Annotated in this window: 30 protein-coding genes and 2 pseudogenes; 24 read left to right on the forward strand and 8 right to left on the reverse strand. The window is 45.0% G+C overall.

The annotated features are described in order from the left end of the window. A pseudogene (locus MBEAL2_RS31015) lies at nucleotides 1-179 on the forward strand (NADH oxidase); the annotation flags it as partial. A gap of 82 nt (nucleotides 180-261) precedes the next feature. On the opposite strand, the gene MBEAL2_RS06135 reads toward MBEAL2_RS31015, so the two are convergent. The 3 genes from MBEAL2_RS06135 to MBEAL2_RS06145 all read right to left on the reverse strand — a co-directional run bounded on the left by MBEAL2_RS06135 (nucleotide 262) and on the right by MBEAL2_RS06145 (nucleotide 2453). Next, nucleotides 262-591 (reverse strand): hypothetical protein, encoded by a 330-nt coding sequence (locus MBEAL2_RS06135; protein ID WP_047151464.1) that lies wholly within the window; start codon nucleotides 589-591, stop codon nucleotides 262-264. Between the two features lie 546 nt (nucleotides 592-1137). Then, entirely contained in the window at nucleotides 1138-1614 is a 477-nt protein-coding gene (locus MBEAL2_RS06140; RefSeq protein ID WP_047151465.1) for a YqeG family HAD IIIA-type phosphatase, read from the reverse strand. 68 nt (nucleotides 1615-1682) lie between these two features. Beyond that, nucleotides 1683-2453 carry an alpha/beta fold hydrolase gene (locus MBEAL2_RS06145; protein ID WP_047151466.1) on the reverse strand — a complete coding sequence of 257 codons (771 nt, stop codon included), beginning with the start codon at nucleotides 2451-2453 and terminating at the stop codon, nucleotides 1683-1685. A 273-nt stretch (nucleotides 2454-2726) separates the two neighbouring features. Here MBEAL2_RS06145 and MBEAL2_RS06150 point away from each other — a divergent pair, with 273 nt between their 5' ends. The 5 genes and pseudogenes from MBEAL2_RS06150 to MBEAL2_RS06165 all read left to right on the forward strand — a co-directional run bounded on the left by MBEAL2_RS06150 (nucleotide 2727) and on the right by MBEAL2_RS06165 (nucleotide 6277). Beyond that, nucleotides 2727-3641, forward strand: coding sequence for a HipA family kinase (locus MBEAL2_RS06150; protein ID WP_052947524.1), 915 nt, complete (start codon nucleotides 2727-2729; stop codon nucleotides 3639-3641). A gap of 111 nt (nucleotides 3642-3752) precedes the next feature. Continuing rightward, the gene (locus tag MBEAL2_RS06155; RefSeq protein ID WP_047151467.1) at nucleotides 3753-4076 is read left to right on the forward strand and encodes a YflT domain-containing protein; all 324 of its coding nucleotides are present in this window, start codon (nucleotides 3753-3755) and stop codon (nucleotides 4074-4076) included. A 344-nt stretch (nucleotides 4077-4420) separates the two neighbouring features. After that, nucleotides 4421-5683: pseudogene (locus MBEAL2_RS06160) on the forward strand (sensor domain-containing diguanylate cyclase); the annotation flags it as partial. A gap of 85 nt (nucleotides 5684-5768) precedes the next feature. Beyond that, the gene (locus MBEAL2_RS33490) at nucleotides 5769-5906 is read left to right on the forward strand and encodes a diguanylate cyclase domain-containing protein (RefSeq protein ID WP_269082449.1); all 138 of its coding nucleotides are present in this window, start codon (nucleotides 5769-5771) and stop codon (nucleotides 5904-5906) included. 170 nt (nucleotides 5907-6076) lie between these two features. Next, entirely contained in the window at nucleotides 6077-6277 is a 201-nt protein-coding gene (locus MBEAL2_RS06165) for a cold-shock protein (RefSeq protein WP_047151468.1), read from the forward strand. A 187-nt stretch (nucleotides 6278-6464) separates the two neighbouring features. On the opposite strand, the gene MBEAL2_RS06170 is transcribed toward MBEAL2_RS06165, so the two are convergent. Together MBEAL2_RS06170 and MBEAL2_RS06175 are read right to left on the reverse strand one after the other, a co-directional pair. Continuing rightward, nucleotides 6465-6944: a CarD family transcriptional regulator gene (locus MBEAL2_RS06170; RefSeq protein WP_082129789.1), complete on the reverse strand. Its 480-nt coding sequence runs from the start codon at nucleotides 6942-6944 to the stop codon at nucleotides 6465-6467. 116 nt (nucleotides 6945-7060) lie between these two features. Beyond that, complete coding sequence (locus tag MBEAL2_RS06175) at nucleotides 7061-7615, reverse strand: hypothetical protein (protein ID WP_047151469.1); 555 nt, start codon at nucleotides 7613-7615, stop codon at nucleotides 7061-7063. A 167-nt stretch (nucleotides 7616-7782) separates the two neighbouring features. Between MBEAL2_RS06175 and MBEAL2_RS06180 the strand changes: the two genes are divergently transcribed. The 4 genes from MBEAL2_RS06180 to MBEAL2_RS06195 all read left to right on the forward strand — a co-directional run bounded on the left by MBEAL2_RS06180 (nucleotide 7783) and on the right by MBEAL2_RS06195 (nucleotide 10495). Further along, the gene (locus MBEAL2_RS06180) at nucleotides 7783-8328 is read left to right on the forward strand and encodes a hypothetical protein (protein WP_047151470.1); all 546 of its coding nucleotides are present in this window, start codon (nucleotides 7783-7785) and stop codon (nucleotides 8326-8328) included. 127 nt (nucleotides 8329-8455) lie between these two features. Next, nucleotides 8456-8947, forward strand: a complete 492-nt coding sequence (locus MBEAL2_RS06185; RefSeq protein ID WP_047151471.1) for a YajQ family cyclic di-GMP-binding protein — start codon at nucleotides 8456-8458, stop codon at nucleotides 8945-8947. Nucleotides 8948-9061: 114 nt separating this feature from the next. Then, complete coding sequence (gene mntR, locus MBEAL2_RS06190; RefSeq protein ID WP_047151472.1) at nucleotides 9062-9484, forward strand: transcriptional regulator MntR; 423 nt, start codon at nucleotides 9062-9064, stop codon at nucleotides 9482-9484. Nucleotides 9485-9592: 108 nt separating this feature from the next. Continuing rightward, nucleotides 9593-10495, forward strand: a complete 903-nt coding sequence (locus MBEAL2_RS06195) for a patatin-like phospholipase family protein (RefSeq protein WP_047151473.1) — start codon at nucleotides 9593-9595, stop codon at nucleotides 10493-10495. A 1-nt stretch (nucleotide 10496) separates the two neighbouring features. Here the strand turns inward: MBEAL2_RS06195 and MBEAL2_RS06200 are convergent, their stop codons facing one another. After that, a complete protein-coding gene (locus MBEAL2_RS06200; protein ID WP_047151474.1) occupies nucleotides 10497-10898 on the reverse strand; it encodes an SA1362 family protein in 402 nt (133 codons plus the stop codon). Nucleotides 10899-10937: 39 nt separating this feature from the next. Next, nucleotides 10938-11888 carry a DUF1385 domain-containing protein gene (locus tag MBEAL2_RS06205; protein WP_047151475.1) on the reverse strand — a complete coding sequence of 317 codons (951 nt, stop codon included), beginning with the start codon at nucleotides 11886-11888 and terminating at the stop codon, nucleotides 10938-10940. A gap of 144 nt (nucleotides 11889-12032) precedes the next feature. Between MBEAL2_RS06205 and MBEAL2_RS06210 the strand changes: the two genes are divergently transcribed. The 3 genes from MBEAL2_RS06210 (at nucleotide 12033) to efp (ending at nucleotide 14270) form a co-directional block, all read left to right on the forward strand. Next, nucleotides 12033-12392, forward strand: a complete 360-nt coding sequence (locus MBEAL2_RS06210) for a c-type cytochrome (protein WP_047151476.1) — start codon at nucleotides 12033-12035, stop codon at nucleotides 12390-12392. A gap of 184 nt (nucleotides 12393-12576) precedes the next feature. Further along, nucleotides 12577-13647 (forward strand): M24 family metallopeptidase, encoded by a 1071-nt coding sequence (locus MBEAL2_RS06215; RefSeq protein ID WP_439644829.1) that lies wholly within the window; start codon nucleotides 12577-12579, stop codon nucleotides 13645-13647. Between the two features lie 65 nt (nucleotides 13648-13712). Beyond that, entirely contained in the window at nucleotides 13713-14270 is a 558-nt protein-coding gene (gene efp / locus MBEAL2_RS06220) for an elongation factor P (RefSeq protein WP_047151478.1), read from the forward strand. 169 nt (nucleotides 14271-14439) lie between these two features. Here the strand turns inward: efp and MBEAL2_RS06225 are convergent, their stop codons facing one another. After that, nucleotides 14440-15246: an alpha/beta fold hydrolase gene (locus tag MBEAL2_RS06225; protein WP_047151479.1), complete on the reverse strand. Its 807-nt coding sequence runs from the start codon at nucleotides 15244-15246 to the stop codon at nucleotides 14440-14442. Between the two features lie 111 nt (nucleotides 15247-15357). Between MBEAL2_RS06225 and MBEAL2_RS06230 the strand changes: the two genes are divergently transcribed. The 11 genes from MBEAL2_RS06230 (at nucleotide 15358) to accB (ending at nucleotide 21798) form a co-directional block, all read left to right on the forward strand. Next, entirely contained in the window at nucleotides 15358-15720 is a 363-nt protein-coding gene (locus tag MBEAL2_RS06230) for a CD1247 N-terminal domain-containing protein (protein WP_052947525.1), read from the forward strand. Between the two features lie 109 nt (nucleotides 15721-15829). Continuing rightward, nucleotides 15830-16096 carry a hypothetical protein gene (locus tag MBEAL2_RS32675; protein ID WP_236692701.1) on the forward strand — a complete coding sequence of 89 codons (267 nt, stop codon included), beginning with the start codon at nucleotides 15830-15832 and terminating at the stop codon, nucleotides 16094-16096. Further along, nucleotides 15991-16827 carry a stage III sporulation protein AA gene (spoIIIAA, locus tag MBEAL2_RS06235; protein ID WP_500778838.1) on the forward strand — a complete coding sequence of 279 codons (837 nt, stop codon included), beginning with the start codon at nucleotides 15991-15993 and terminating at the stop codon, nucleotides 16825-16827. The genes MBEAL2_RS32675 and spoIIIAA overlap by 106 nt, the downstream gene beginning before the upstream one ends. Continuing rightward, nucleotides 16803-17336 carry a stage III sporulation protein SpoIIIAB gene (spoIIIAB, locus tag MBEAL2_RS06240; RefSeq protein ID WP_236692702.1) on the forward strand — a complete coding sequence of 178 codons (534 nt, stop codon included), beginning with the start codon at nucleotides 16803-16805 and terminating at the stop codon, nucleotides 17334-17336. The genes spoIIIAA and spoIIIAB overlap by 25 nt, the downstream gene beginning before the upstream one ends. A 12-nt stretch (nucleotides 17337-17348) precedes the next feature. Further along, complete coding sequence (gene spoIIIAC, locus MBEAL2_RS06245) at nucleotides 17349-17552, forward strand: stage III sporulation protein AC (RefSeq protein WP_047151481.1); 204 nt, start codon at nucleotides 17349-17351, stop codon at nucleotides 17550-17552. A 13-nt stretch (nucleotides 17553-17565) separates the two neighbouring features. Continuing rightward, a complete protein-coding gene (gene spoIIIAD, locus MBEAL2_RS06250) occupies nucleotides 17566-17955 on the forward strand; it encodes a stage III sporulation protein AD (RefSeq protein ID WP_047151482.1) in 390 nt (129 codons plus the stop codon). Between the two features lie 15 nt (nucleotides 17956-17970). Then, nucleotides 17971-19158 carry a stage III sporulation protein AE gene (gene spoIIIAE, locus MBEAL2_RS06255; RefSeq protein WP_152667718.1) on the forward strand — a complete coding sequence of 396 codons (1188 nt, stop codon included), beginning with the start codon at nucleotides 17971-17973 and terminating at the stop codon, nucleotides 19156-19158. A gap of 12 nt (nucleotides 19159-19170) precedes the next feature. Beyond that, nucleotides 19171-19845, forward strand: a complete 675-nt coding sequence (gene spoIIIAF / locus MBEAL2_RS06260; RefSeq protein ID WP_047151483.1) for a stage III sporulation protein AF — start codon at nucleotides 19171-19173, stop codon at nucleotides 19843-19845. Between the two features lies 1 nt (nucleotide 19846). Continuing rightward, complete coding sequence (gene spoIIIAG, locus MBEAL2_RS06265) at nucleotides 19847-20473, forward strand: stage III sporulation protein AG (RefSeq protein ID WP_047151484.1); 627 nt, start codon at nucleotides 19847-19849, stop codon at nucleotides 20471-20473. A 12-nt stretch (nucleotides 20474-20485) separates the two neighbouring features. Then, nucleotides 20486-21058, forward strand: a complete 573-nt coding sequence (locus tag MBEAL2_RS06270) for a SpoIIIAH-like family protein (protein ID WP_047151485.1) — start codon at nucleotides 20486-20488, stop codon at nucleotides 21056-21058. A gap of 224 nt (nucleotides 21059-21282) precedes the next feature. After that, nucleotides 21283-21798: an acetyl-CoA carboxylase biotin carboxyl carrier protein gene (gene accB / locus MBEAL2_RS06275; RefSeq protein ID WP_047151486.1), complete on the forward strand. Its 516-nt coding sequence runs from the start codon at nucleotides 21283-21285 to the stop codon at nucleotides 21796-21798. The last annotated feature ends 5 nt before the right edge of the window (nucleotides 21799-21803 follow it).

Consider the following 21803-nt stretch of genomic DNA (forward strand, 5'->3'; position numbering starts at 1 on the left):
AACAGCTACTTCTGACGGCATGCGCCATCGGGATGGGAGGACATCCTCTCCTCGGGTTTGATGTGAATTCGTGTGATGAAATTTATAAAATGGAGCTGCAAGGAAAAACCAGCCTCATCCAAATCCCGATCGGTCCCTATCGTCATCGTCCCTGGTTGAAGGGAGGTTTGCACAGTTAAGGGAAGCGAGAGCGAAACCGTTAGTTCTGTTCTAGCTTATTAAAAGAAAAAGGACAGCAAGCAGTTGTCCTTTTGGCATGTATTACTTGAAACAGTTCATGAAAGATGGGAATCCACTAAAAGATTGTGCCGGTGTTTTTGCTTGCTGCGAAGCTGGCGCATTAAATAATTGAGCCGGACAATTAGACTGCTTAGCCGGTACTCCTGTAATGTTATTGTTATTAGCAAAAGCTTGTTGAACTAAATTATTTAATCCTTGATCATTAGCAGGATTCAATTGTTGTGTTCCGGTGTTAGAACCGAAATTTTGTGCCCCGTTGGCGAATGGGCAAGTGGACGCTGCACTTGCGCTTCCTACATTGAATACCAGCAGAGATGCACCAAGAAGAGTAGCTCCTAGAAGTCTTTTCATTTTATCACTCCTAATCTGAAATTTGGTGTTTTCTAACTCTTGTTCCATCCTAACATACATACAAGCGAATTTTTGCTGGTAAATATTCACTTGTGACTGGACAATTTTTTCTAGAGAACAAAAGTGTCATTGTTCGTTTATTTCTTTTTTTGCTATGTACGTAATTGAAAAATTTATGGCCTTATACTATATACTAAAAAAAGCCGGATGAATAGATATCCGGCTTTTCCCCTTTCCTTAATCACATGCACACGCAATAATCACGAGTAGGATGAACAGTACGAGAATAATCCCGATTTCCTCATCAAATCCAAAACCTGCCATACTTTTCCCTCCCTTTTATGCAAGAGATAGTATTAGATTATGTGAATGGGTTTGGACAAGTGTTGGGCGTTTGCCCTTTTTGCTCGAAAGTCCGATAATCTGCACAAACAAAACAGCAAGAAACCCGCTGGCTGGTGAACCAAGGGTTTCTATTTCTACTCTTTATGACTCACATGCACATGCGATAACAACGTTTAGAGTGACGGCGAACAGGATGTTCGTCTATACTCGAAGCACTTTTACCACTAGCCGTTTTATCGCCCCTATAAACCGAGGCTGCGTCCATGAAGGAGACACGAAAATCGTGTACATCCCTAGCCGGTTTCCGCCCCACAAATCAGTAATAATGCCATTGCCAATAACCGCTGTCTCGTTTCTACGGGTTCCGAGGATATCCAAGGCGGCAAGAAATGCTTTTTTCTTCGGTTTGCCCGCTTCAAACAAAGCCGGAATCTCATTAATCAGCCCGTTTCCTCGCGTCGGAGGTTTGCTGTTCGAGACGATAACCAGCTTTATCGCATAGCGGGACTGAAAGTCTTTTAGCCATATTTTTAGCGAATCCGATGCTGACTCAGATTTCTTTTTCATTAATGTATTATTCCAGTCAAGTATGATTCCTTTAATTCCTGCCCGCTGCAGCGTATCTCCGTCTATTTCATAAATCGAGTGCGCAATTTGGGAAGGTTTAAAAATAGGCATAAGCTTCCTCCGTTGTAGGGATGTAATAGTAAGCCAGTCGTATATAGTTTGCCTTCATTTTGAAATATTCATTTAGAAGAAAAAATAAACTGTTTGATTAGATTGTTTAATTCCTTGTGTGTCTTTGTGGGAATCTGATGTTTTACCTTTGGTATCAATTTGAATTCACTATTCGCCAAATTTGTATGGATAAGCCGGCCATAAGAATGAAAATCTTTATCTTCCGCCCCGTACACCAGCAAAACAGGGAAGGGAATGCTCTGCAGTTGATTTGTACAGTTATACGTCAAACTGTATCGGTAATACTCTTCTGCTGTTTTCTTATTGGCTTTTTTAGCGTCTCTTAATAATTTCCAGAACATTGCTGTTGTATTCGAATTACTCCAAGCAATAGAGAAAGCAAGTGTGGAAATGGCCCCAACCTTGGCAAGCGCAATCCCCAAGGAGATTTTATTTTTTAACTGCCAAGTATTTACCTCTGATATTCCGCCAACAAGAATGCCGCCTAATGTCCGCTCAGGAGCTGTTAACAAAAATTCAAGAGCAATGGAACCTCCTGTTGAGTATCCACATACGAATGCTTTATCCACGCCCAGATGGTCCATGATTTTTTTCATATCTTCAACAATGAGTGAATAGGTCAACGTCTGCGTAGAAGGTTGGCTTTTTCCATGGCCTCTTATATCAAAAATTATTACGGTAAAATACTTTGATAGCTCATCAAGCTGATATTTAAAATTTACACCGCTGAGTATAGGAGGATGAATAAAAATAATGGGGGTCCCTTTTCCTTGAACAATATAGTGCAAGAAAACTCCATTCACTCTTATCTTTGCCATAAATGATATCACCTCGGTTATACGTAAACTCACCCAGCAAGGTGGCTTGTACGGATGAATTTTCTGCTTTTCTCTTTGTGTAGTTTGCCCTGCTTTTTCAGTCTGATTACCTATTTACTGCATGTTCATCAAAAGGTTGTCTATTGATGCCTAATCATCTTGATCACATTAAAAAGCTGACATTCTCATTAATTAGGAAAGTTTTGCCGTGCCTGAATCATATAGTTGTAAATACTTTATAGGTAGAAAGGAAAAAAAAGGGGAGGGCAATAGATGCATAAAGGTAAATGGAAAATTGTGCGAAAACTCTCTCGGAAGATTAGCACGGTATGGGTTGTTACCCGTACTAAGAATAGGAAAACACAGAGAGGATATTTTAAGATACTGGATAAAAAAAGCAAGAAATATGCCGGACCTCTCCTTGCTAATGAATTAATTTCTTATCGCCTGGCAAGGGCGCTTAACTTGAAGGCGGCGAAGATTAAACTGGCGAAAATTGAAAGAAGGCGAGGGGTTGTTTCCATTGTCCGGCCAGCCCGGCGTCATTATACCTGGGCTGAGCTTAGCAAAAAGTTAAATAGTCCAATTATGAAGCATATTGATAATCCTCAACAGCTTTTAAAGACATTCGTGTTTGATATTTGGATATGCAATGTAGACAGACACGGAGAAAATCTTATTACATTTCCTAAAAGAAACAAATATAGTTTTTATCTTATTGATCATGGATTCGCGTTATTAGGTGCCATGAAATGGAGAAGGGTCCCATGGAATTCTTCCTATTGGAATCATGTAACAAAATATAATCGACATTATGTGCAAGGACTACGCTCTTATATTTATAGCTATCAGCAGCTGTCTCCTTTTATAGAACAGATACAAAGCATCCCTGCTTATAAAATCAAGAAGATAGTGAAATCGATGCCTGTTTCGGTTTTATCTCCCAGTAAGAAAAAAATTGTGATAAAGCTCCTCTTATATCGCCAGGAAAATTTGCATGTGATTGTAAACCGATGGATGAAGGAATATAAAAAGAACGATAGCCGATCACGAGTGCTGATCAACAAAAAAAGCAGGCGAAAAATGAAAAAGAGGCACATTGCTCGGGAAAGCAGTTCGTATCCGACCGGGTATTATTCAACCGGATACTATTCTTCGTTCACTTCAAGACCTTACAATACTTTATGAACAAACGAGAGGCCGCATTCCTTTAGACATTCAGGGCTGTTTGTTTCACGTTCATTGAAATGGGAAAGGTATAGTAGTGTCTTATCCATAATTGAGAAAGGCGGATGCAGAATGAATGATGACTGTTTCGTAAAAGAGTATGATAACCTAGCCGCACTTTATCAAGATATTAGCAACTTAAAGGATAAAAGGTATACAGAAGGGAACATGTATATTCTCGCTCATGAGACTGAAACCGCTTTGGACCTAACGGACATTACTAGCGTGCCTAAATTTTTAAAGGACCAGGGAAATGGAGAAGGACCGCGCAATGTGTTGCAAAACCTTGACTTTAGCCCAGAAGAAGCGGATCATTATGAAGCTAAGCTGGATGAAGGCAAAGTTCTGTTAGTTGTAAAAAATAATAACAAAGGTCCCACTCCCCCATTTGTTTAAGTAACATAATAGTTTGAACAAGCATAGCAGCCGTTCCGATGTAAGGAACGGCTTAGCCTGTTTAGGAACACCCCCGCTTTATATGTTGTCAATTTTTAGATAATAAGGAGACAAAGAAATGATTCATTCTGAACACACTTCACAGGCAGGCCCCACAAAATGTATTTATCCAAAATGGCAGAGGACTTGCAAAACTTAGTTGGAACATTCAGGATTGTATGATAAAATCGTAGAAGTTTTTAGATAGCAAGAAGGGAAAGAGAATGAGGAGAATACGCATTTCTTTGTGGCACTTAATTTTATTTATCGTCATCATTTCGGTTTCTGTAACATTCTTTAGCAGTATGATCGCCGGTTACCGTGTAAGCAAACAGGCCCTTATTACGAACACACTGGAAACAAACCGCGTCTATGCGTTAAAGCTCGCAGCAACGATTGATTCGTTTTTAAATAATACGCTTCAAACACTGCAGGTGAGCGCGCAGGAGATTTCTCCTTTTATGAAAAATACAGGAAAACTCCTCAACGAAGCAGATCGGTTACAAAAACAAACGAATACGTTTAACTCGGTCATCATTGCCGATAAAACCGGAAAGATTTTAGCTACCTCATCACAAACGATTAACATGGTAGGGAAAGTATTAACATCCCCCGGGGCAGAACAAGCACTAAAGGAAAGAAAACCGCTCATCTCCAAGCCATATACGGCTATTACCGGAAGATTGGTCATTTTTATTTCCTATCCCATTCATGACAGGCAGGGAAACTATGTTGGCCTGGTTGGTGGAACGCTGTACCTGAAAAAAGGCAGTGCTTTAAACCAATTGATGGGCCGTCACTTTTACCATGATGGTTCCTATGTATATGTTATAAACCCGGATGGCCGTGTTATCTATCACCAAAAGCAGGAGCGTGTGAATGAGGTCATAATAAAGAATGCCATTGTTCAAAAGCTCATGCAAGGAGAAAATGGCGCCGAACGTATCATTAACACGAAAGGGGAAGATATGCTGGCAGGATACGCTTTTGTCCCAACCGCCCACTGGGGAGTCGTGTCACAGCGCCCTGTAAAAATGGCCCTTGCCCCGTCTGATAAAATGGTTAAAGATATGATACTGACAGCACTGCCTTCTCTGCTGCTTTCCATCCTTATCATTTCGTGGCTTGTTAAGTGGATTGCGAAACCGCTGCAGCAGCTGTCGTACTATGCGGAGCGCAGCATAGAAAAAGGACAAAAAGGAAATGTCGATAGCATCTTTGCCTGGTATTACGAGGCCCTTCAACTAAAGAAGGCACTTACCTATAGCCTGGACTCCCTGCATGAAGAAATTAACCACTTTATGCACGAATCCGTGACTGATCCGCTGACGGGGCTTGCCAATCGGAGAACGATGGATAAACAAATACAAGAATGGAAACAAAATGAGATTGCCTGCTCTATTATTTTATTGGATATCGACCATTTTAAGAGGATTAATGATACGTTTGGCCACACGGCAGGGGATCATGTGCTTACGTTTCTTGCCGATCAAATACGGCAAACCGTGCGAAAACAGGATATATGCTGCCGTGTAGGTGGAGAAGAGTTTGTTATCCTGCTTCCTCATGCCGGCAAAAACGAGGCCTTTGAGCTGGCGGAACGCTTGCGAAAAAGCATAGAACAAAGCATCAGCGTACGGGGAAACAGTTACGATTTCCGCCGGCGTTGCTTCCTATCCGGATGGGGTAACCGATGTCTCACAATTAGTGAAAAAAGCCGATCAGTCATTGTATGAGGCGAAAAAAACAGGGAGAAATTGTACGATTGTTTATGCTGCCTTGTCATATTAAAAGCGTATGCTATAATGAATTCAAACGTTAATTATATATTGATTTTTATAATTCACATGTTATCAGGGGTTATATTTTCAATTTGTATACAGCCCGTGATAATATGTGAATTTTTATTTTTATATTCAATATTAACTAACATATTATACTAAATTTGCGGAGGTTCTTACATGAACACAGGTACAGTAAAATGGTTTAATGCAGAAAAAGGATTTGGCTTTATTGAAGTTGAAGGTGGAGAGGATGTATTTGTACATTTTTCTGCCATTACAGGAGATGGATTCAAATCCCTCGAAGAAGGACAGCGAGTAAGTTTTGACGTTACACAAGGCAACCGTGGAGCTCAAGCTGCAAACGTTGTTAAGTTATAATAGGTAATAAACCAATCATATTGTAACGATATGAGGGAAGGCTGCTGACATCATCATGTTAGCAGCCTTTTTTGCTGTCTGGATAATCGATAGATAGCCGGCAAAAAAAATAGCCTTCAGGCTAGTTTTTTCGGGTGCAATCAATGCTTTATGCTTCTATCATAAAAATAGGTTTAGCCTGTTATTTCTAATAGTTGATTTCCCTATCCAACAAATCAGTTGCTTGATTTTCCGTAAACCCTTTGACTAGCACCAGTTCACTAATTAAAATTTGCCGCGCGCTGTCCAACATCCTTTTCTCGCTTGTATTAAGGATTTTTTCTTCGTTTCTGCGCATTAAATCTCGGACCACTTCGGCACTGTCCTGTATATTGCCTGTTTTCATTTTTTCCATATTCAGGCGATACCGCTGGTTCCACGGAATTAATTTATCGGATTCTTCATTATGGAGAAGAAGCAATACATTCTCCAGCGTATGCGCATCGACAACGAGACGTATACCAAGACCTGATGCTTTCTTTACAGGAACCATTACTTTCATGCTGCCAATCGGCATTTTTATAATATAATAGCGCTGTTTCTCTCCCAGGATTTCTTTTTCCTCTACAGCTTCGACCACGCCTGCACCATGCATTGGATAAACAATCTTGTCACCTATTTCAAACAAAAAAACTCACCTCCGATAAAGTGCCTTTTTCAATAATAGCATATGTAGACTGTTTTGGCAAAAATAAAATGATATCATATAAAAATGAAATAAGTCAATAGAATTTTTGAAAAAAATTACCCTTTTTCTTTTTTTATATTCATCACAAGTTCGTTCAAGCTGCTTTTTGCCTTGTTCGTGATATCGATTCCCTCCATGATTTTCACTGAGTTTACAACCCGCATTCCATCTAGCTGGTAAGTTAGCCCTTTTCTGAATTTCGTAAGAATCCCCTCGTAGCTTGTTTTTATCTTTTTAAGGTTAGCGCTTTCGGGCTTAGAATCGTTATGGATTTTATTCCATAGGTAGAGCACCTCCTGCCTGGCTATATCCACGCTTTCTTTTGCTTCATCAAGTTCATCGTTGTGCTGGGTTTCGGAAAGGATAAGGTCTAATTCTTTCAGCGTCTTTTGCAATGTATCTATCGAATTTTCAACGTCTTGAATAAACATTTTATCATTAGCGTTTACAGCTGTAGAGGCGGATGGATTGAGTGGCATGCTTTTTATCGTTTGCGCTTCTTGCTTCTGAACATTGGAGTGGGCAACGGGCTCGAATTTGCTTTCAGAACTGCAGGCGGTGAGTGCAGCTGTACAAAGCAGGACAATAGTGATAGAAATCGTTGCTTTCATTTGTTTTAACCCTCCTTTATAGCCATTGTATTAGCTTGTCCTGCAAGATATGAGAAGAGATTCTTCCTCCTGCTCTTACTCCAATGGTGTATTATTCACTAGGGACACACGATGAGGTAATGATTTGTCCCTCCCTTCCATATATATCTTGGGAGGGAGGAGATATTTTGAAACGAAACCGATTTCTATTTATTGTTGGCAGTGTGATGACCTTGTTTCTTACGGCTTGCTCTAACGGACAGGCGAACCATATGGACGCCCCTTCCCAAGCGGCGGAGGAAAAGGGGACTTTGCAGATAATCACCGTACCGGATTCTACGCTGGATGAGCCAGCCCAGAGTTCACCGCAGTTTGGCAAGCAGGCTTTGGAATACATGAATGATTTATTGCTCGCCAGTGCCGAATTGCAGGGACAGCTTCAGGGAGAATTCGACCAGAAGGACTGGGAGCAGCGGGTTGGGAGCGTGGAAAACTCCTATCGGGCTGCCGTCAAGCACGCCATGTCAATCCCAAGGCCGGAGCCGGGCGCACTAAATATGTATAACACCTACATTATGATTGTGGACAGGTATAAAGCGTTCCCGGAGCTTCTTTTTCAGGGGATTGAGGAAAACAATGTAAATGCAATTAAAGAAGCGTTCACCCAGCTCCGCATGACCGAACGGCAGTATGATCGATTTATTAAAATTACCAATGAGAAGCCCGTTTCCTAACTAAGCGAAACGGGCTTTATATATGATCGCTCTAAGAAAAAGTAGAGATATCGATTCCCATCCTGATAAAAAATTTGATACGATAGCATTATACATACAAGAACAGATGATTTTAAGGAGGAATACGATGAGCAAGGAAAATTCATTCGATATTGTGTCCAAAGTCGATTTGGCTGAAGTAACGAACGCGGTAAACCAGGCGATGAAGGAAATCGAGACACGTTATGATTTCAAGGGGAGCAAAAGTAACATTACACTCGAAAAAGACGAGCTTGTCATCCTATCGGACAGCGATTTTAAGCTAGACCAGGTAAAGGAGGTACTCGATTCCAAATTAATTAAGCGGGGCATCTCCTTTAAAAGCATTTCCTACGGCAAAGTCGAGCAGGCATCCGGCGGTACCGTGCGCCAGCGGGGAAAAATCGCTCAGGGGATTGACGCTGATAATGCCAGGAAGATTAACAAGCTCATTAAAGACAGCAAGCTTAAAGTAAAGAGCCAGATTCAGGACGATCAGGTACGGGTGACAGGCAAAAGCAGGGATGATCTCCAGCAGGTCATGGCCCTGTTGAAAAATGAAGATTTTCCGCTTGATTTGCAATTCATTAACTTTAGATAGTGGAATTGAGTATTTTACCTGATTTTCTTGCATGTCATTTTCAAAGTACGGTATCATAATAGGACAGGAAGTGAATAGGAATCGCAAAGAGAGTCGCAGGGATGGGGGAACGGAATGGCAACTCCAAGTATGGAAGATTATCTCGAAAGAATTTATACACTTATTGAAGAGAAAGGGTATGCGCGTGTTTCCGATATCGCGGAAGCATTGAACGTTCACCCGTCTTCCGTAACAAAAATGGTGCAAAAGCTGGATAAAAGCCAGTATTTAGTATATGAGAAGTACCGCGGACTCGTGCTGACCACGAAGGGGAAAAAAATGGGGAAGCGGCTTGTTGATAGACATGCTTTGCTTGAGAGCTTTCTGCGCATTATCGGTGTATCTGAAGAAGTTATTTTTGATGACGTGGAAGGAATCGAGCATCATTTAAGCTGGGATTCCATTACCTGTATTGAATGCCTAGTTCAATATTTCCAGGAAGAGCCGGAGCGCGTAGCCGATCTTCGCCGCTTAATGGAAGCGGAAAGCGAGTCATAAATCGTCAATAATGGAACGAGCAGAGGCCTTCGGGTCTCTTTTTTATTCTTAAAATCCATCTCCTGGAGTAAATTGTATACAGAAGGCGATACAGCGGGAGGGAACCAAATGAAAATAGATGCTGTGTTTGAAGGCGGCGGTGTTAAAGGTATTGGTTTTGTAGGCGCAATCCAGGCTTTCGAACAGCAAGGCTTTCGTTGGAACAGGGTAGCGGGCACTTCGGCGGGTGCAATCATTGCCGGATTGCTGGCCGCCGGCTTTACGGCCGAGGAACTGCGGCAGCTTATGAAGGAATTCAATTATGTCGCTTTGCAGAAAAAACAGGGAATTGCCCGGATCCCTTTCATTGGCCCCTGGGTAAATCTATGGGTTTGCAAAGGAATGTATACAGGTGACTATCTTTATAAATGGGTAGAAAAACAGCTGCGCCGCAAAAACGTATGCACGTTTGGCGATTTACCGGCTGGGAGCCTGAAAATCATCGCCTCCGACATTACGGATGGGCGCCTCCTTGTTATTCCTGATGATTTAGATAAAATCGGATACGATCCTTCCACGTTCTCGGTCGCACTCGCGATCCGGATGAGTGCAAGCCTGCCTTTTTACCTGCAGCCGGTTATTTTGAAAAACGGAAATGCTCCCGTGTACATTGTAGATGGAGGCATTTTAAGCAAATTCCCTTTATGGATATTCGGGGAGAACACGGAGCTGGACTACCCTACAATCGGGTTTCGGCTCTCTGCCGGCTATGAAGCTGAACCGTATCCTATTTCTAATTTTCCGGATTATGTACACGCGATGCTGCGGACGATGATGCAGGCTCATGATCAAAGGTACGTTGAGAAGCAGCACGCCGCGCGCACCGTATTTATTCCGACTGACGGAATCTCCACCACGAAGTTTGATTTAACGGAGGAGGAGAGAGACTGGCTATACGAATCCGGAAATGAGGCTGCACACGATTTTTTCACACGCTTGCCCGCTCTTCGGAAGAAAAGAAAAACCTCTTAAATCAAGAGGTTTTTGTTTTTTCCGTATTCTTCTGTTTGTTTTTCTTCCCATCAATGACACGAAACGGATGGTTGCGCCGCGCCGATGCTTTCAGTCGGTTCATTTTCTTTAATTTACTCGTGGAGGAAGGAATCAGCGGTGTGGATTGCTGTCCCTGCTGCGAGCGCTTATTCCGCTGTTTCTGCTGCTTCAGCGCTTTCTGGTAGCCTGCATCGCCCGTACTCGTTCTCCCTGAGCCTCCTGGAAGAAAACGGTTGAACAAGAAGTAGAGAAGCCCCCCGATAGCGGCCATAATTAAAATTGATTTAACGAGGCCCCATGGATCCTTATAAAGCTGGGTTGCCAATCCGACTCCGACAAGAGCAAACAATACGACAGTAACGACCTGAGATTTCCGCGACACCCTAACACCTCATTTCATTAGATGTGTAACCCAAGCGAATTAGTAGCTGACAGAAACTAAATCCTCTTTAGCCTTCCCTTCATCCAATTCCTGCATGCGCTTGAATGAGGCGATGGCAACTTCCACCTGTTTATCATCCGGTTCCCGCGTTGTGACTTTTTGCAGCCAGAGACCCGGATAGCCAAGTATGCGTAAAAAAGGAACATCGCGCAATTTATTCGTCGCCTGCAGAGTTTCATAAGAGACGCCGATAACAACAGGCAACAGTAAAATACGCTGGTAAACTCTCTCCCATAGTGAATCGTAGTGGAAGAACGAGTAGATAACAACGCCCACAAGGACGGTGAAAATAATGAAACTGCTTCCACACCGATAATGGAGGGTGGAGAATTGCTGTACCCTCTTTACTGTTAATTCTACCCCGGCTTCATAAGCATTAATCACTTTATGTTCCGCCCCATGATACTGAAAAAGCCGCTTAATCATAGGGGTTTGGGCGATGGCGAGAATATAGGTCAGCAGAAGAATAATTTTAATGCCGCCTTCAATTAAATTCTGAAGAATATTGTTCGTTACCCAATGCTTAAACAATACATCAGCAAGGACGGCAGGCACAACGGTAAACATCAGCTTTCCGAAAATAAGGGACAGGACGCCGACGACAGCAACACCCAAAATCATCGTGAGCTTAGAGGCCTGCTTTTCATTTTCGCTGTCGTCTTCTTCACCGGGAGCAACGTCGTAACGCTCGGTAGAGAAGTTAAGGTGCTTCGAGCCATTGGCGCTCGCAGAAATTAACCCTACAATTCCCCGGATGAAAGGGATTTTTTTGAAGGAATTCACCCATGGTTTTTCCTGTTTTCGTTCCTCGTAATATTCGATCGTTTCATCCTTGCGGCGAACGGCGGTTACAGTATAGTTTCTGCCGCCAAACATGACGCCCTCAACAACTGCCTGGCCGCCGTAAGCGGGTTGAATTTGTTTTGACAAGTTAAACACCTTCCTTACCCTTTATTTTATCTTATTTAATGTAAGGATTCTAGCAAAAGTATGGAGATAAACGAACATTCTTGCAACAGCTATTGATAATTAAGGGAAGGGATGATAAATATGGTTATGGGGGGAGGTGAGTATATGAAAAAATTATTGGGTGCAGCTTTACTGCTGGCGCTTGTTATCGGTCTATCGGCCTGCGGCGGCGGGCAGAAAGCCGCCGATGCCCCTGCGGATAAGCCTGCCGATCAAGGGCAAGCGGCAGCAGGCACTGGTGCAGATGATGCTAAGAAAATTACGGAAGGAAAATGCATATCCTGCCATGGGGGAAACCTTGAAGGCGGCGCAGGTCCGAAGCTAACGGATGTCGGGTCCCGCCTTTCCAAAGATGAGATTGCAAAAGTACTTAAAGAAGGGCGCAAGGGCACGATGATGCCTGGCGGACTTCTTAAGGACGATGAGGTGGAGAAGGTAGCCGTTTATCTTTCCAATCAGAAATAATAATACGCTGTACATAGCCAGCACACGTTGGCTGCGGGGAGCATCTCTTGCTAATGACTGTGAGGGGTGCTCTTTTCTTATTGTATATGAAAATATAATTTTCTATACTTAGGATAATGTTATAGATGCTTCGCTATCTTAACAAGCACACCTTAAAGCATACTATAAATCGGAGATGATGGAATTGACGGCAAAAATTAATGCAATCCGCAAACAGTTGGACGCGCATAATATTGACGGCTTACTCGTAACAAACGCCTACAACAGACGGTATACAACAGGGTTTACCGGTTCCTCCGGTTACTGCCTCATCACTGAGCAAGGCGCCGAATTAATCACTGATTTTCGCTATGTGGAACAAGCCGCGCAGCAGGCGGAAGGATTCGATGTAATCCGCCACGAAGCTGACATCGTAGAAACGGTAGCGGCAAGAGTGAAGCAGTATGGAGTCAAAAAGCTCGGTTTTGAGAAAAATCATGTGACCTATGCGCTTTTTGAGCGATTGGAAGCGCTGAATCCAAATGTTGAGCTGGTCCCTGTTTCAAGCATTATTGAGGAGCTCAGGCTGCTTAAGACTCCGGATGAAGTTGCCATTATTAAAGAAGCCGCAGCGATTGCGGACAATACGTTTACCCACATCCTTTCCTTTATCAAACCAGGAATGACCGAGCTTCAGGTGGCGAATGAAATGGAATTCCATATGCGTTCTCAAGGCGCATCGTCTTCTTCTTTCGACACGATTGTTGCTTCCGGCCTGCGTTCCGCTCTGCCGCATGGGGTTGCCTCGGAAAAAGCAATTGAAAAAGGAGATATGATTACGCTCGATTTTGGCGCATATTATAAAGGATACTGCTCCGATATTACACGGACGATTGCGGTTGGTGAACCAGGCGATAAGCTAAAGGAAATTTATAATGTTGTCCTCAAAGCCCAGCTAAACGGCGTACAGCATATGAAAGCCGGATTGACGGGGATTCAGGCCGATGCACTGACACGCGATATTATTAAGGAAGCAGGGTATGGTGAATATTTCGGCCACAGCACAGGACACGGCATCGGGCTTGAAGTCCATGAAGGTCCTGCGCTTTCTATGCGTGGAAATCAAATTCTCGCTCCGGGGATGATGGTCACGGTTGAACCCGGCATCTATATCGAAGGGACAGGCGGTGTCCGTATTGAAGACGACGTCCTTATTACGGAAGATGGCTGCGAAATAATTACGAAATCACCGAAGGAATTGATTGTTCTTTCTTAATGGTTTTGTGTTATAATTTGAAAGTTAAGAAACAGGATAATAACAGGCTTGTAGGAGGTTTATTCATGATTTCAGTAAACGATTTGCGTCCGGGCGTAACAATAGAGCATGATGGGGACATCTTCTCTGTAATTGAGTTCCAGCATGTGAAGCCTGGTAAAGGCGCGGCTTTTGTACGGACAAAGCTTCGTAACCTTCGCAGTGGCGGAATTAAAGAAACAACATTCCGTGCGGGCGAGAAAGTAGCAAAAGCAAGAATTGAAACGAAAGAAATGCAATATTTGTACGCTTCCGGCGACGAGCATGTATTTATGGATACACAGACATATGATCAGCTTAGCCTGCCGACGAACCAGATTGAGCAGGAATTGAAATTCTTACTTGAGAATATGAACGTTAATATCGTATCATATGAAGGCGAGATTCTCGGTGTGCAAGTTCCGAATACGGTCGTACTTGAAGTTACGGATACAGAACCGGGCATTAAGGGAGATACCGCATCCGGCGGCACGAAGCCGGCAACGCTCCAAACCGGTCTTGTTGTACAGGTTCCTTTCTTTATAAACGTAGGGGACAAACTAAGTATCGACACCCGCAATGTAGAATACGTATCCCGCGCTTAATCGCACGAAAAATAACCCTCATGCCTGTTATAGGCGTGAGGGTTATTTTTCGCTGCTCAGTTACAGGTTACCCTCTGCAAAATTGTTTATGGAGTCGACCGAGGTTGCCATTTGTTGAATCGCCTGTACAATCTCCTGCACAGACGTGTCATGCCTGGAGCTGGCAGTGTTATTCTCGATGATTTTGCCCTTGATTTTCTCCATCCGGTAATAAAAAGTCTTCTACGATCCTGTTAAATGTATCGCATGCCTTCGTTGGGCAGGCATGCGATATCCTGGGGAGCAGGCATGCTTCTGCTCTGGGAAGAGAGGTGAGAAGCGTGTGCCGGTATTTCATCATTTTGCGTTCATTTTCCCCGTAGACGAGCAGAACAGGGGTTTGAATTCGGGATAAAGACGTCGTAATGTCGTAGGTGAAGAGCGAGCGCAAAAACAAAAGCGTTTCGGAGCGGCGGACTTTCAATGCCTGCTCCTTGAATTGATGAACCTGCTGCTGATTCGCTCCGTTTACTTTTGCCACGCCATGTGCTTCGTACCGGGTAGCATTTACAAGTGAGGCAAGATAAGAAGCCGTAAACTTACTGTAACGGTACATCGTGCCGAGTTTTGGAAACGCACCGGTTAGAACAGCCCTCTCACACCGTTCACTGTGTGAAAGCAGGAAATGGAGCAAAATAACGGTTCCAGAAGAATAAGCGAGAAAATGAGCCTTCTCGATCCCCAAATAGTCAAGCAGTTCCTTTAAATCGGCAGTAAGTGTTCTAAGGTATTGGTCCGCTGGAATCTGCAGGGAAATCCCGCTCCGTCCGTGTCCCCGTACATCGTATGTAATAACGCGAAAGCGATCGGAGAAGTAGTCAACCTGGCCGCGCCAGTTTACATGAGAGAGCCCCAGCCCATGCAGGCAGACAATAGGAAATCCTTTCCCTGTTTCTTCGTAATATAAAGGTGTGTTCTGAATGTTAATATGCGGCAATTGGCCACCTCTCCTTTCCGTACACCGTTTGTAGTGTATCCGAAAAGAATGGGGTTAAATCTCCGCTGAAAAGCCATACTAAAAACGAATCGGAAAGGAGGAGTTTTTACAATGGATACTGAAAGCAGAATTTCTTACTTGCGTGGACTTGCAGATGGGATGGAAATAGAAAAAAGTAAAGAAGGCCAGCTCATTCACCACATGATACGTTTTATGGAGGAAATGAACGACTCCCTTATGGATGCGCATGCGCGCCTCGATGAACAGGAGGAGTACATCGAAGCCATTGATGAAGACCTTGCCGAAACAGAAGCCTTCCTCTTCGATGAGGAGGAATACGAAGATTATGATTACGACGATGAATATGAATTCGCCCTCAATGATGATGACGATGACATGATTGATGAAATTTACCTCCATGAGGATGATTTGTATGCTCCTGATGGATACACGGTAGGCAGCAGGCTTAATTAATGAATGAATGCATACAGCAGGCAGGAGATTTTCCCTGCCTGCTTTCTTGTTTTTAGGGGAGGAAGGAATTCCTGCCCTTTCTTTGTCATAAAGTGGCCAGGCTTACCATATGAATGTGATAAGTATGGTTGGACAAAAAGGGGCGACACAGGTGATTGATGATATTTTACGTATACTGCCCGATACGGTTCGCAGGCGGTTGAGCCTGCTGCCGGCAGTCGAATTGGCGGCAATGGAGGAAATCCGGCTCCGTGCAGAACGGCCGCTGGAATGTGTTGCGGGAGGAAGAACCTGGTTTCTATCCGAAAGAGGCCATGGAGTGCAGGACCTGCGGAAGCGGTATTTTTCTCACGGGAAGAGGCGGCACAGCTTCTGAATCGGCTGAGCCAGCATTCACTTTATACGATGGAGGAGGAGATGAGGCGGGGATATATTACAATCCAGGGCGGGCATCGCGTGGGAATTGCGGGAAAGGCCGTTCTGGAGGGAGGCAGCGTGAAGCTTATTCGTGACATTACTAGTTTTAACATACGGATTGCACGCGAGAAGCAGGGGACAGCCGATCCGGTTCTGCCGCTCATTATACAAAACGGGCTCGTTGCAAATACGCTCATTATCGGACCGCCTCAATCCGGAAAGACGACGCTGCTCCGGGATTTAGCGAGAAAAATTAGCTACGGATCGAAAGCGCTCCCGGCGAAGAAAGTTTCCATTGTCGACGAGCGCTCGGAGATTGCGGGCTGTGTGGGGGGGATTCCGCAAAAAGACGTGGGCCCCAGAACAGATGTGATGGATGCCTGTCCGAAAGCGGAAGGGATGATGATGATGATCCGCTCCATGTCTCCGGAAGTTCTCATCACAGATGAGATCGGACGGACGGAAGACGGATACGCCCTGGAAGAAGCGATCCACGCAGGGATCAGCGTGATTACGAGCGTTCACGGCAGGGATATAAAGGACATTACGCGTCGGCCGCTCCTCTCCCGTATTCTGCAATCCGGCGTTTTTCACCGTTACGTTGTCCTTACCTCCAGTCCGAAGGCAGGTACGGTTGCCGCGCTTTACGACGAGAGCTTCAAGGAATGCAGAGAGCGAATGCGATGCTGAAGCTTCTCGGCGCCTCGGCGGTACTGTTATCAGGAACACTTATCGGAATGCGGATGGCGGGGCGCTTCGCTAAGCGGCCCTTGCAAATACGCCAGCTGCGAATGGGCCTGCAAATTCTTGAAACGGAAATCGTATACGGCTCCACCCCGCTTCACCTGGCGCTGCACAGCATTTCCCGGAGAGTACAGGGAGATGTCGCCCGTTTGTTTGCAAGAACGAGCGAGATGCTGGAGGAGCAGGCAGACACGACGGAAGAATGCTGGAGAAAAGCCGTGAATGAGGTATGGCCTGCTACCGCACTTAAAGAACCGGAGAAGGAAGTACTGCTCCACCTGGGAGGGATTCTCGGGCGCAGTGACAGGGAGGATCAGCAGAAGCATTTAAAGCTAACGGTTATAAATTTACAGAGCGAAGAAAACAATGCGAGGGATAGCCAGAAAAAATACGAGAAGGTGTGCAAAAGCCTCGGTATATTAGGTGGTCTCCTGATTGTGATCTTACTATATTGAGAGGTGGAGAACATGGGGTATGACGTGAATGCCGTTTTCCAAATCGCGGGGATGGGGATCATCGTCGCCATGATTCATACCGTACTGAAACAATCCGGCAAAGAAGACTGGGCTCATTGGGTAACACTAATTGGATTCATTGTCGTATTGTTTATGGTGGCATCGTTCATTAATGACTTATTTCAAGAAATTAAGCGGGTTTTTCTGTTCCGGTAAGGGCGGGAAGCGAATGGAGATTATTCAAGTAGTCGGGCTCGGTATCATTGCTGCTATCTTAAGCTTAGTCATTAAGGAACAAAAGCCGATGTTTGCCTTTGTTCTCGCCATGTTTACAGGGATTATTATCTTCCTGTTTCTCATCGGCAAAATCTCAGACGTCATCCGCATGCTTGAGAAAATGGCGATGCAGGCCAACTTAAATATCGTGTACCTTGATACGATTCTTAAAATTATCGGCATTGCCTACATTGCGGAATTCGGAGCACAGGTCACGCGGGATGCGGGCCAGGGTGCGATTGCCTCTAAGATTGAACTGGCGGGAAAAGTGCTCATTATGGTTATGGCGATTCCGATTCTCTCCGTCATTATTGAAACCATTATCCAGCTACTCCCTTCATAAAAAGGTGTGAAGAAAATGAAGCAGAAACGTATGCTGCACTGGCTGGCCGGATTCGGGATTTTCGTTTTTCTGCTTATGCAAAGCATAACGAGCGCGTCCGCTGCTGCTTCCCCGCAGGAGGCAGTGGTAAATAGCCAGATTGAACGCCTGGACACACAGGAAATTGAAGCGTTCTGGAAGAACCTGCTCGATAAATACAACGGATATCTCCCGGAGAGCCAGGGGAAAAGCCTGTTTGAAATGCTGACCGGCGAGCACACCATTACACTGGCCGGTGTGCTGAAAGGAATGCTGTCCTTCTTGTTTCACGAATTGCTTGTAAACGGAAAATTGCTGGGAGCCATTCTCATTATCACCGTATTTGCCATGGTGCTTGAGACGCTGCAGACCGCGTTTGAAAAAAATGCCGTAAGCTCTGTTGCCTACGCGATTTCTTACATCGTCCTTATCATCCTTGCGATTAATAGCTTCCGGATTGCGATCGGGTTCGCCCAGGGGGCCATTGACGATATTGTAGGCTTCATGCTTGCCTTGATGCCGCTCGTTCTTGCTTTGCTTGCTTCTACCGGGAGCATAACATCCGCTGCGATGTTTCACCCCATGATTATCTTTCTTATTAACACGAGCGGCATTTTAATCTCCAGCGTCATCTTTCCGCTGCTTTTTCTGTCGGCCGTTCTCAGCATTGTCAGCACGTTCTCTGTCAAGTATCAGCTCACCAGACTGGCGCAGCTGCTGCGGACAATAAGCCTGGGCCTTCTTGGCAGTTTCTTGACGATTTTTCTTGGTGTGATTTCAATCCAGGGGGCGGCAACGGCTGTTGCGGATGGAGTGGCGATTCGGACAGCGAAGTATGTCGCCGGCAATTTTATCCCGGTTGTCGGAAGAATGTTTGCGGACGCGGCGGATACGGTCGTAGGGGCATCGCTGCTTATCAAGAATACGGTAGGAATCGCCGGTGTCTTGCTCATCGTCTTCATCTCGGTGTTTCCTGCGCTTAAAATTATCGCGCTTGCTCTCATCTACAACCTTTCCTCAGCGGTCATGCAGCCGCTCGGAAACAGCCCGATCCTCTCTTGTCTGAGCATTATCGGCAAAAACCTGATTTATGTATTTGCTGCCCTCGCTACCGTAAGTTTAATGTTTTTTCTTGCTGTGACGATTATTATTTCCGCCGCAAACGTATCCGTTATGATGCGGTAAGGGGAGTGTGCAATGATAGCAGCCATTACACTCTGGTTAAAAAAAATTATTCTTCTTGTCCTGCTGGCCACCTTTCTTGATTTGCTTCTCCCGAGCACGACGTACGGCAAGTATGTAAAGCTCGTCATGGGGCTAATCATCATGCTGACATTGCTCTCTCCGCTGCTTGATATCGTAAAAAAGGACATTTCAGTTGACGATCTCGTACTGCAGACGATGGAGAACAAGGGAGCCTCCTTTGATTTCCAGCGGGTGGAGAAGCTCGCCGGGCAATTGACGGAAAATCAGAATCAAACCGCGGCCGCATATGTGGAATCTCAAATCAGCCAGCTTGTTAAAAAACAGGTGGAACAGCAGTATAAGGTAGCGGTTGATTCTGTCACAGTGAAGGTGCAGGCTGCAGATAAAGAAGGGAAGCAGCCAATTAGAGAAATGGTGATTGTCCTTAACCGGGATGCAAAATCTCCGGACCCCGGGACAGGAAAGGAGGGAGTGGACATCAAGCCTGTAGAGCCAGTTAAGGTAGAAATTAACCCTGCTAAAGACCATCGTCCAAGGGAGGAAACCGTCGCCGTAATGGGAGAGCAATCTCCGCTTCAGAAAGAAATTCGATCTTCGCTTTCTCTGTCCTGGAACGTGCCCGACAACGCGGTTGATGTCAGATGGCGGGAGAGGGGGGGAGGATAACATGGCGGGAGAGAAATGGAGTGAGAAGTGGAAACGGATAAAGGGAGACGAAGATGGAACGCGAAAGCGGCCGGCTGGAATTCAAACGCTGCTTATTATAGGAGCGCTCGGAATTGCGGTTATGATCCTGAGTTCTTTTTTTAACGGACTGCAGAATACGCCGAAAAAGCCCCCCGAACCGGCAGAGAGCACGGCTGTGCTTGCCCAGAAAAACCACGAATCCTATACAATGGAAGAATATGAAGCGATGTATGAAAAACAGCTAAAGGATGTTCTGCAAAGTATCGACGGGGTAGGACAGGTTTCGGTTATGGTAAATATCGATTCGACGGAAGAAATTGTTGTAGAGAAAAACCGGAACAAGCATAGCCAGGTGACGAAGGAAGCGGATAAGGGTGCTACACGGGAAATTAACGATGAATCCAGCCAGGAGCAGGTTGTTATCACAAGAAAAGACAAAGACGAGCAGCCGGTTGTTTTGAAAACGGTAAAGCCCAGGGTCCGCGGGGTCGTTGTCGTTGCATCAGGTGCCCAGAATCTCCAGGTGAAAGCCTGGATCCTTGAAGCCGTACAGAAAGTGCTTGCCGTTCCCTCTTATAAAATCTCGATTTTACCTAAAAAACCTTAAGGAGGATGTAACATGGTATTAAAAAAACAAACCGTTTGGCTGCTGTCCATGCTGGCAATTCTCGTTGTCCTGTCCGCTTACTATCTTTTTCAGGGTCCTTCACAGCAGGTTCCTGTAGCGACCGGCAACACGAATGATGCAGGCAAAACACAGGGGGATCTGGTGGGGGGAAACAAGGACATCAGCGTGAGCACGAAAGAGGCTGCGCCGGAAACGCCGGCCGCCGCGCCGTCGGATGACTACTTCATCAGCTATAAAATGGATAGAGACGCCAGACAGGAACAAGAAATGGACCGCTTTATGGAAGTGATGTCGAACAGCGATGCAAAATCAGAAACGATTGCTGAGGCAAGAAAAAAATACGATGAACTGGCTGCCCTGAAAGACAACCAAACACAGGTAGAGGAACTTGTAAAGTCAGCGGGCAGCTATAAGAATGTCGTCGTTATCGCGAAAGATGATATGGTACGTGTAATAGTACAGGCAAATTCACTCAAAAAAGAAAAGGCTGTCGAAATCATCAGCCTCGTAAAACAGCATATGAAGGTGCCTGGCAACAACATTGTAGTCAGCTACAAGCCGTAAGAACATAAGGATAGGGCCGCGGAATTGTCAATTTTCGCAGCCCTATCCTTGTTTTATTGCATAGCGATGGCGCAGTGCCATAAGGGGAATCGGCAGACAGGATGGGTGTGTGAATTGAGAAATAATTCAATTCCGCCTCGCCAAAAAGTTTTTGCTTTATGTTATAATACAAGTGTTGAATTCTGTGCAAGTACATAGAAAAATAAGTTAGGAGTGGGCATTGCATGTTTAAGATCCATGAAATTAGAGAAATCATCAAACTAGTAGACCAATCAAATATTACAGAATTTAAGATTGAAGAAGAGGGGATGAAAATCTCCATTAAGAAGGGAACAGAAAGTGCGGCAGCAGCTGCGCCGGCTCCCGCTGCACCGCAAGTGCCGCAAGTCCAGGCAGCCGCACCGGCTCCCGAACTGGCACCTGCGCCGCTAGCAGCACCTGCACCACAGTCCGCACCGTCGTCACCTGCAGTGCCGTCCGCTAATGTGGAAGATGCGAATTTACATAAAATCACGTCACCTATGGTCGGCACTTTCTACAAATCAGGAGAACCGAGCGCGCCTGCCTTTGTTCAGGCCGGTGATAAGGTGAAGAACGATACGATTGTTTGTATTGTTGAAGCGATGAAGCTCTTTAATGAAATCGAAGCTGAAGTTTCCGGAGAAATCGTAAAAGTTCTCGTTGAAGACGGGCAGCTGGTAGAGTATGGACAACCTCTCTTCCTCGTGAAGCCGGAATAGGGGGA

Origin of the sequence: Aneurinibacillus tyrosinisolvens, assembly GCF_001015055.1 — a bacterium.
GTDB classification, from domain to species: Bacteria; Bacillota; Bacilli; order Aneurinibacillales; family Aneurinibacillaceae; genus Aneurinibacillus_A; species Aneurinibacillus_A tyrosinisolvens.

Coding starts and splice junctions, on each gene's coding strand:
- MBEAL2_RS06135 (WP_047151464.1), bottom strand. CDS start 591: ATGAAAAGACTTCTAGGAGCTACTCTTCTTGGTGCATCTCTGCTGGTA.
- MBEAL2_RS06140 (WP_047151465.1), bottom strand. CDS start 1,614: ATGCCTATTTTTAAACCTTCCCAAATTGCGCACTCGATTTATGAAATA.
- MBEAL2_RS06145 (WP_047151466.1), bottom strand. CDS start 2,453: ATGGCAAAGATAAGAGTGAATGGAGTTTTCTTGCACTATATTGTTCAA.
- MBEAL2_RS06150 (WP_052947524.1), top strand. CDS start 2,727: ATGCATAAAGGTAAATGGAAAATTGTGCGAAAACTCTCTCGGAAGATT.
- MBEAL2_RS06155 (WP_047151467.1), top strand. CDS start 3,753: ATGAATGATGACTGTTTCGTAAAAGAGTATGATAACCTAGCCGCACTT.
- MBEAL2_RS06165 (WP_047151468.1), top strand. CDS start 6,077: ATGAACACAGGTACAGTAAAATGGTTTAATGCAGAAAAAGGATTTGGC.
- MBEAL2_RS06175 (WP_047151469.1), bottom strand. CDS start 7,615: ATGAAAGCAACGATTTCTATCACTATTGTCCTGCTTTGTACAGCTGCA.
- MBEAL2_RS06185 (WP_047151471.1), top strand. CDS start 8,456: ATGAGCAAGGAAAATTCATTCGATATTGTGTCCAAAGTCGATTTGGCT.
- mntR (WP_047151472.1), top strand. CDS start 9,062: ATGGCAACTCCAAGTATGGAAGATTATCTCGAAAGAATTTATACACTT.
- MBEAL2_RS06195 (WP_047151473.1), top strand. CDS start 9,593: ATGAAAATAGATGCTGTGTTTGAAGGCGGCGGTGTTAAAGGTATTGGT.
- MBEAL2_RS06210 (WP_047151476.1), top strand. CDS start 12,033: ATGAAAAAATTATTGGGTGCAGCTTTACTGCTGGCGCTTGTTATCGGT.
- efp (WP_047151478.1), top strand. CDS start 13,713: ATGATTTCAGTAAACGATTTGCGTCCGGGCGTAACAATAGAGCATGAT.
- MBEAL2_RS06230 (WP_052947525.1), top strand. CDS start 15,358: ATGGATACTGAAAGCAGAATTTCTTACTTGCGTGGACTTGCAGATGGG.
- MBEAL2_RS32675 (WP_236692701.1), top strand. CDS start 15,830: ATGAATGTGATAAGTATGGTTGGACAAAAAGGGGCGACACAGGTGATT.
- spoIIIAA (WP_500778838.1), top strand. CDS start 15,991: ATGTGTTGCGGGAGGAAGAACCTGGTTTCTATCCGAAAGAGGCCATGG.
- spoIIIAB (WP_236692702.1), top strand. CDS start 16,803: ATGCAGAGAGCGAATGCGATGCTGAAGCTTCTCGGCGCCTCGGCGGTA.
- spoIIIAC (WP_047151481.1), top strand. CDS start 17,349: ATGGGGTATGACGTGAATGCCGTTTTCCAAATCGCGGGGATGGGGATC.
- spoIIIAD (WP_047151482.1), top strand. CDS start 17,566: ATGGAGATTATTCAAGTAGTCGGGCTCGGTATCATTGCTGCTATCTTA.
- spoIIIAE (WP_152667718.1), top strand. CDS start 17,971: ATGAAGCAGAAACGTATGCTGCACTGGCTGGCCGGATTCGGGATTTTC.
- spoIIIAF (WP_047151483.1), top strand. CDS start 19,171: ATGATAGCAGCCATTACACTCTGGTTAAAAAAAATTATTCTTCTTGTC.
- spoIIIAG (WP_047151484.1), top strand. CDS start 19,847: ATGGCGGGAGAGAAATGGAGTGAGAAGTGGAAACGGATAAAGGGAGAC.
- MBEAL2_RS06270 (WP_047151485.1), top strand. CDS start 20,486: ATGGTATTAAAAAAACAAACCGTTTGGCTGCTGTCCATGCTGGCAATT.
- accB (WP_047151486.1), top strand. CDS start 21,283: ATGTTTAAGATCCATGAAATTAGAGAAATCATCAAACTAGTAGACCAA.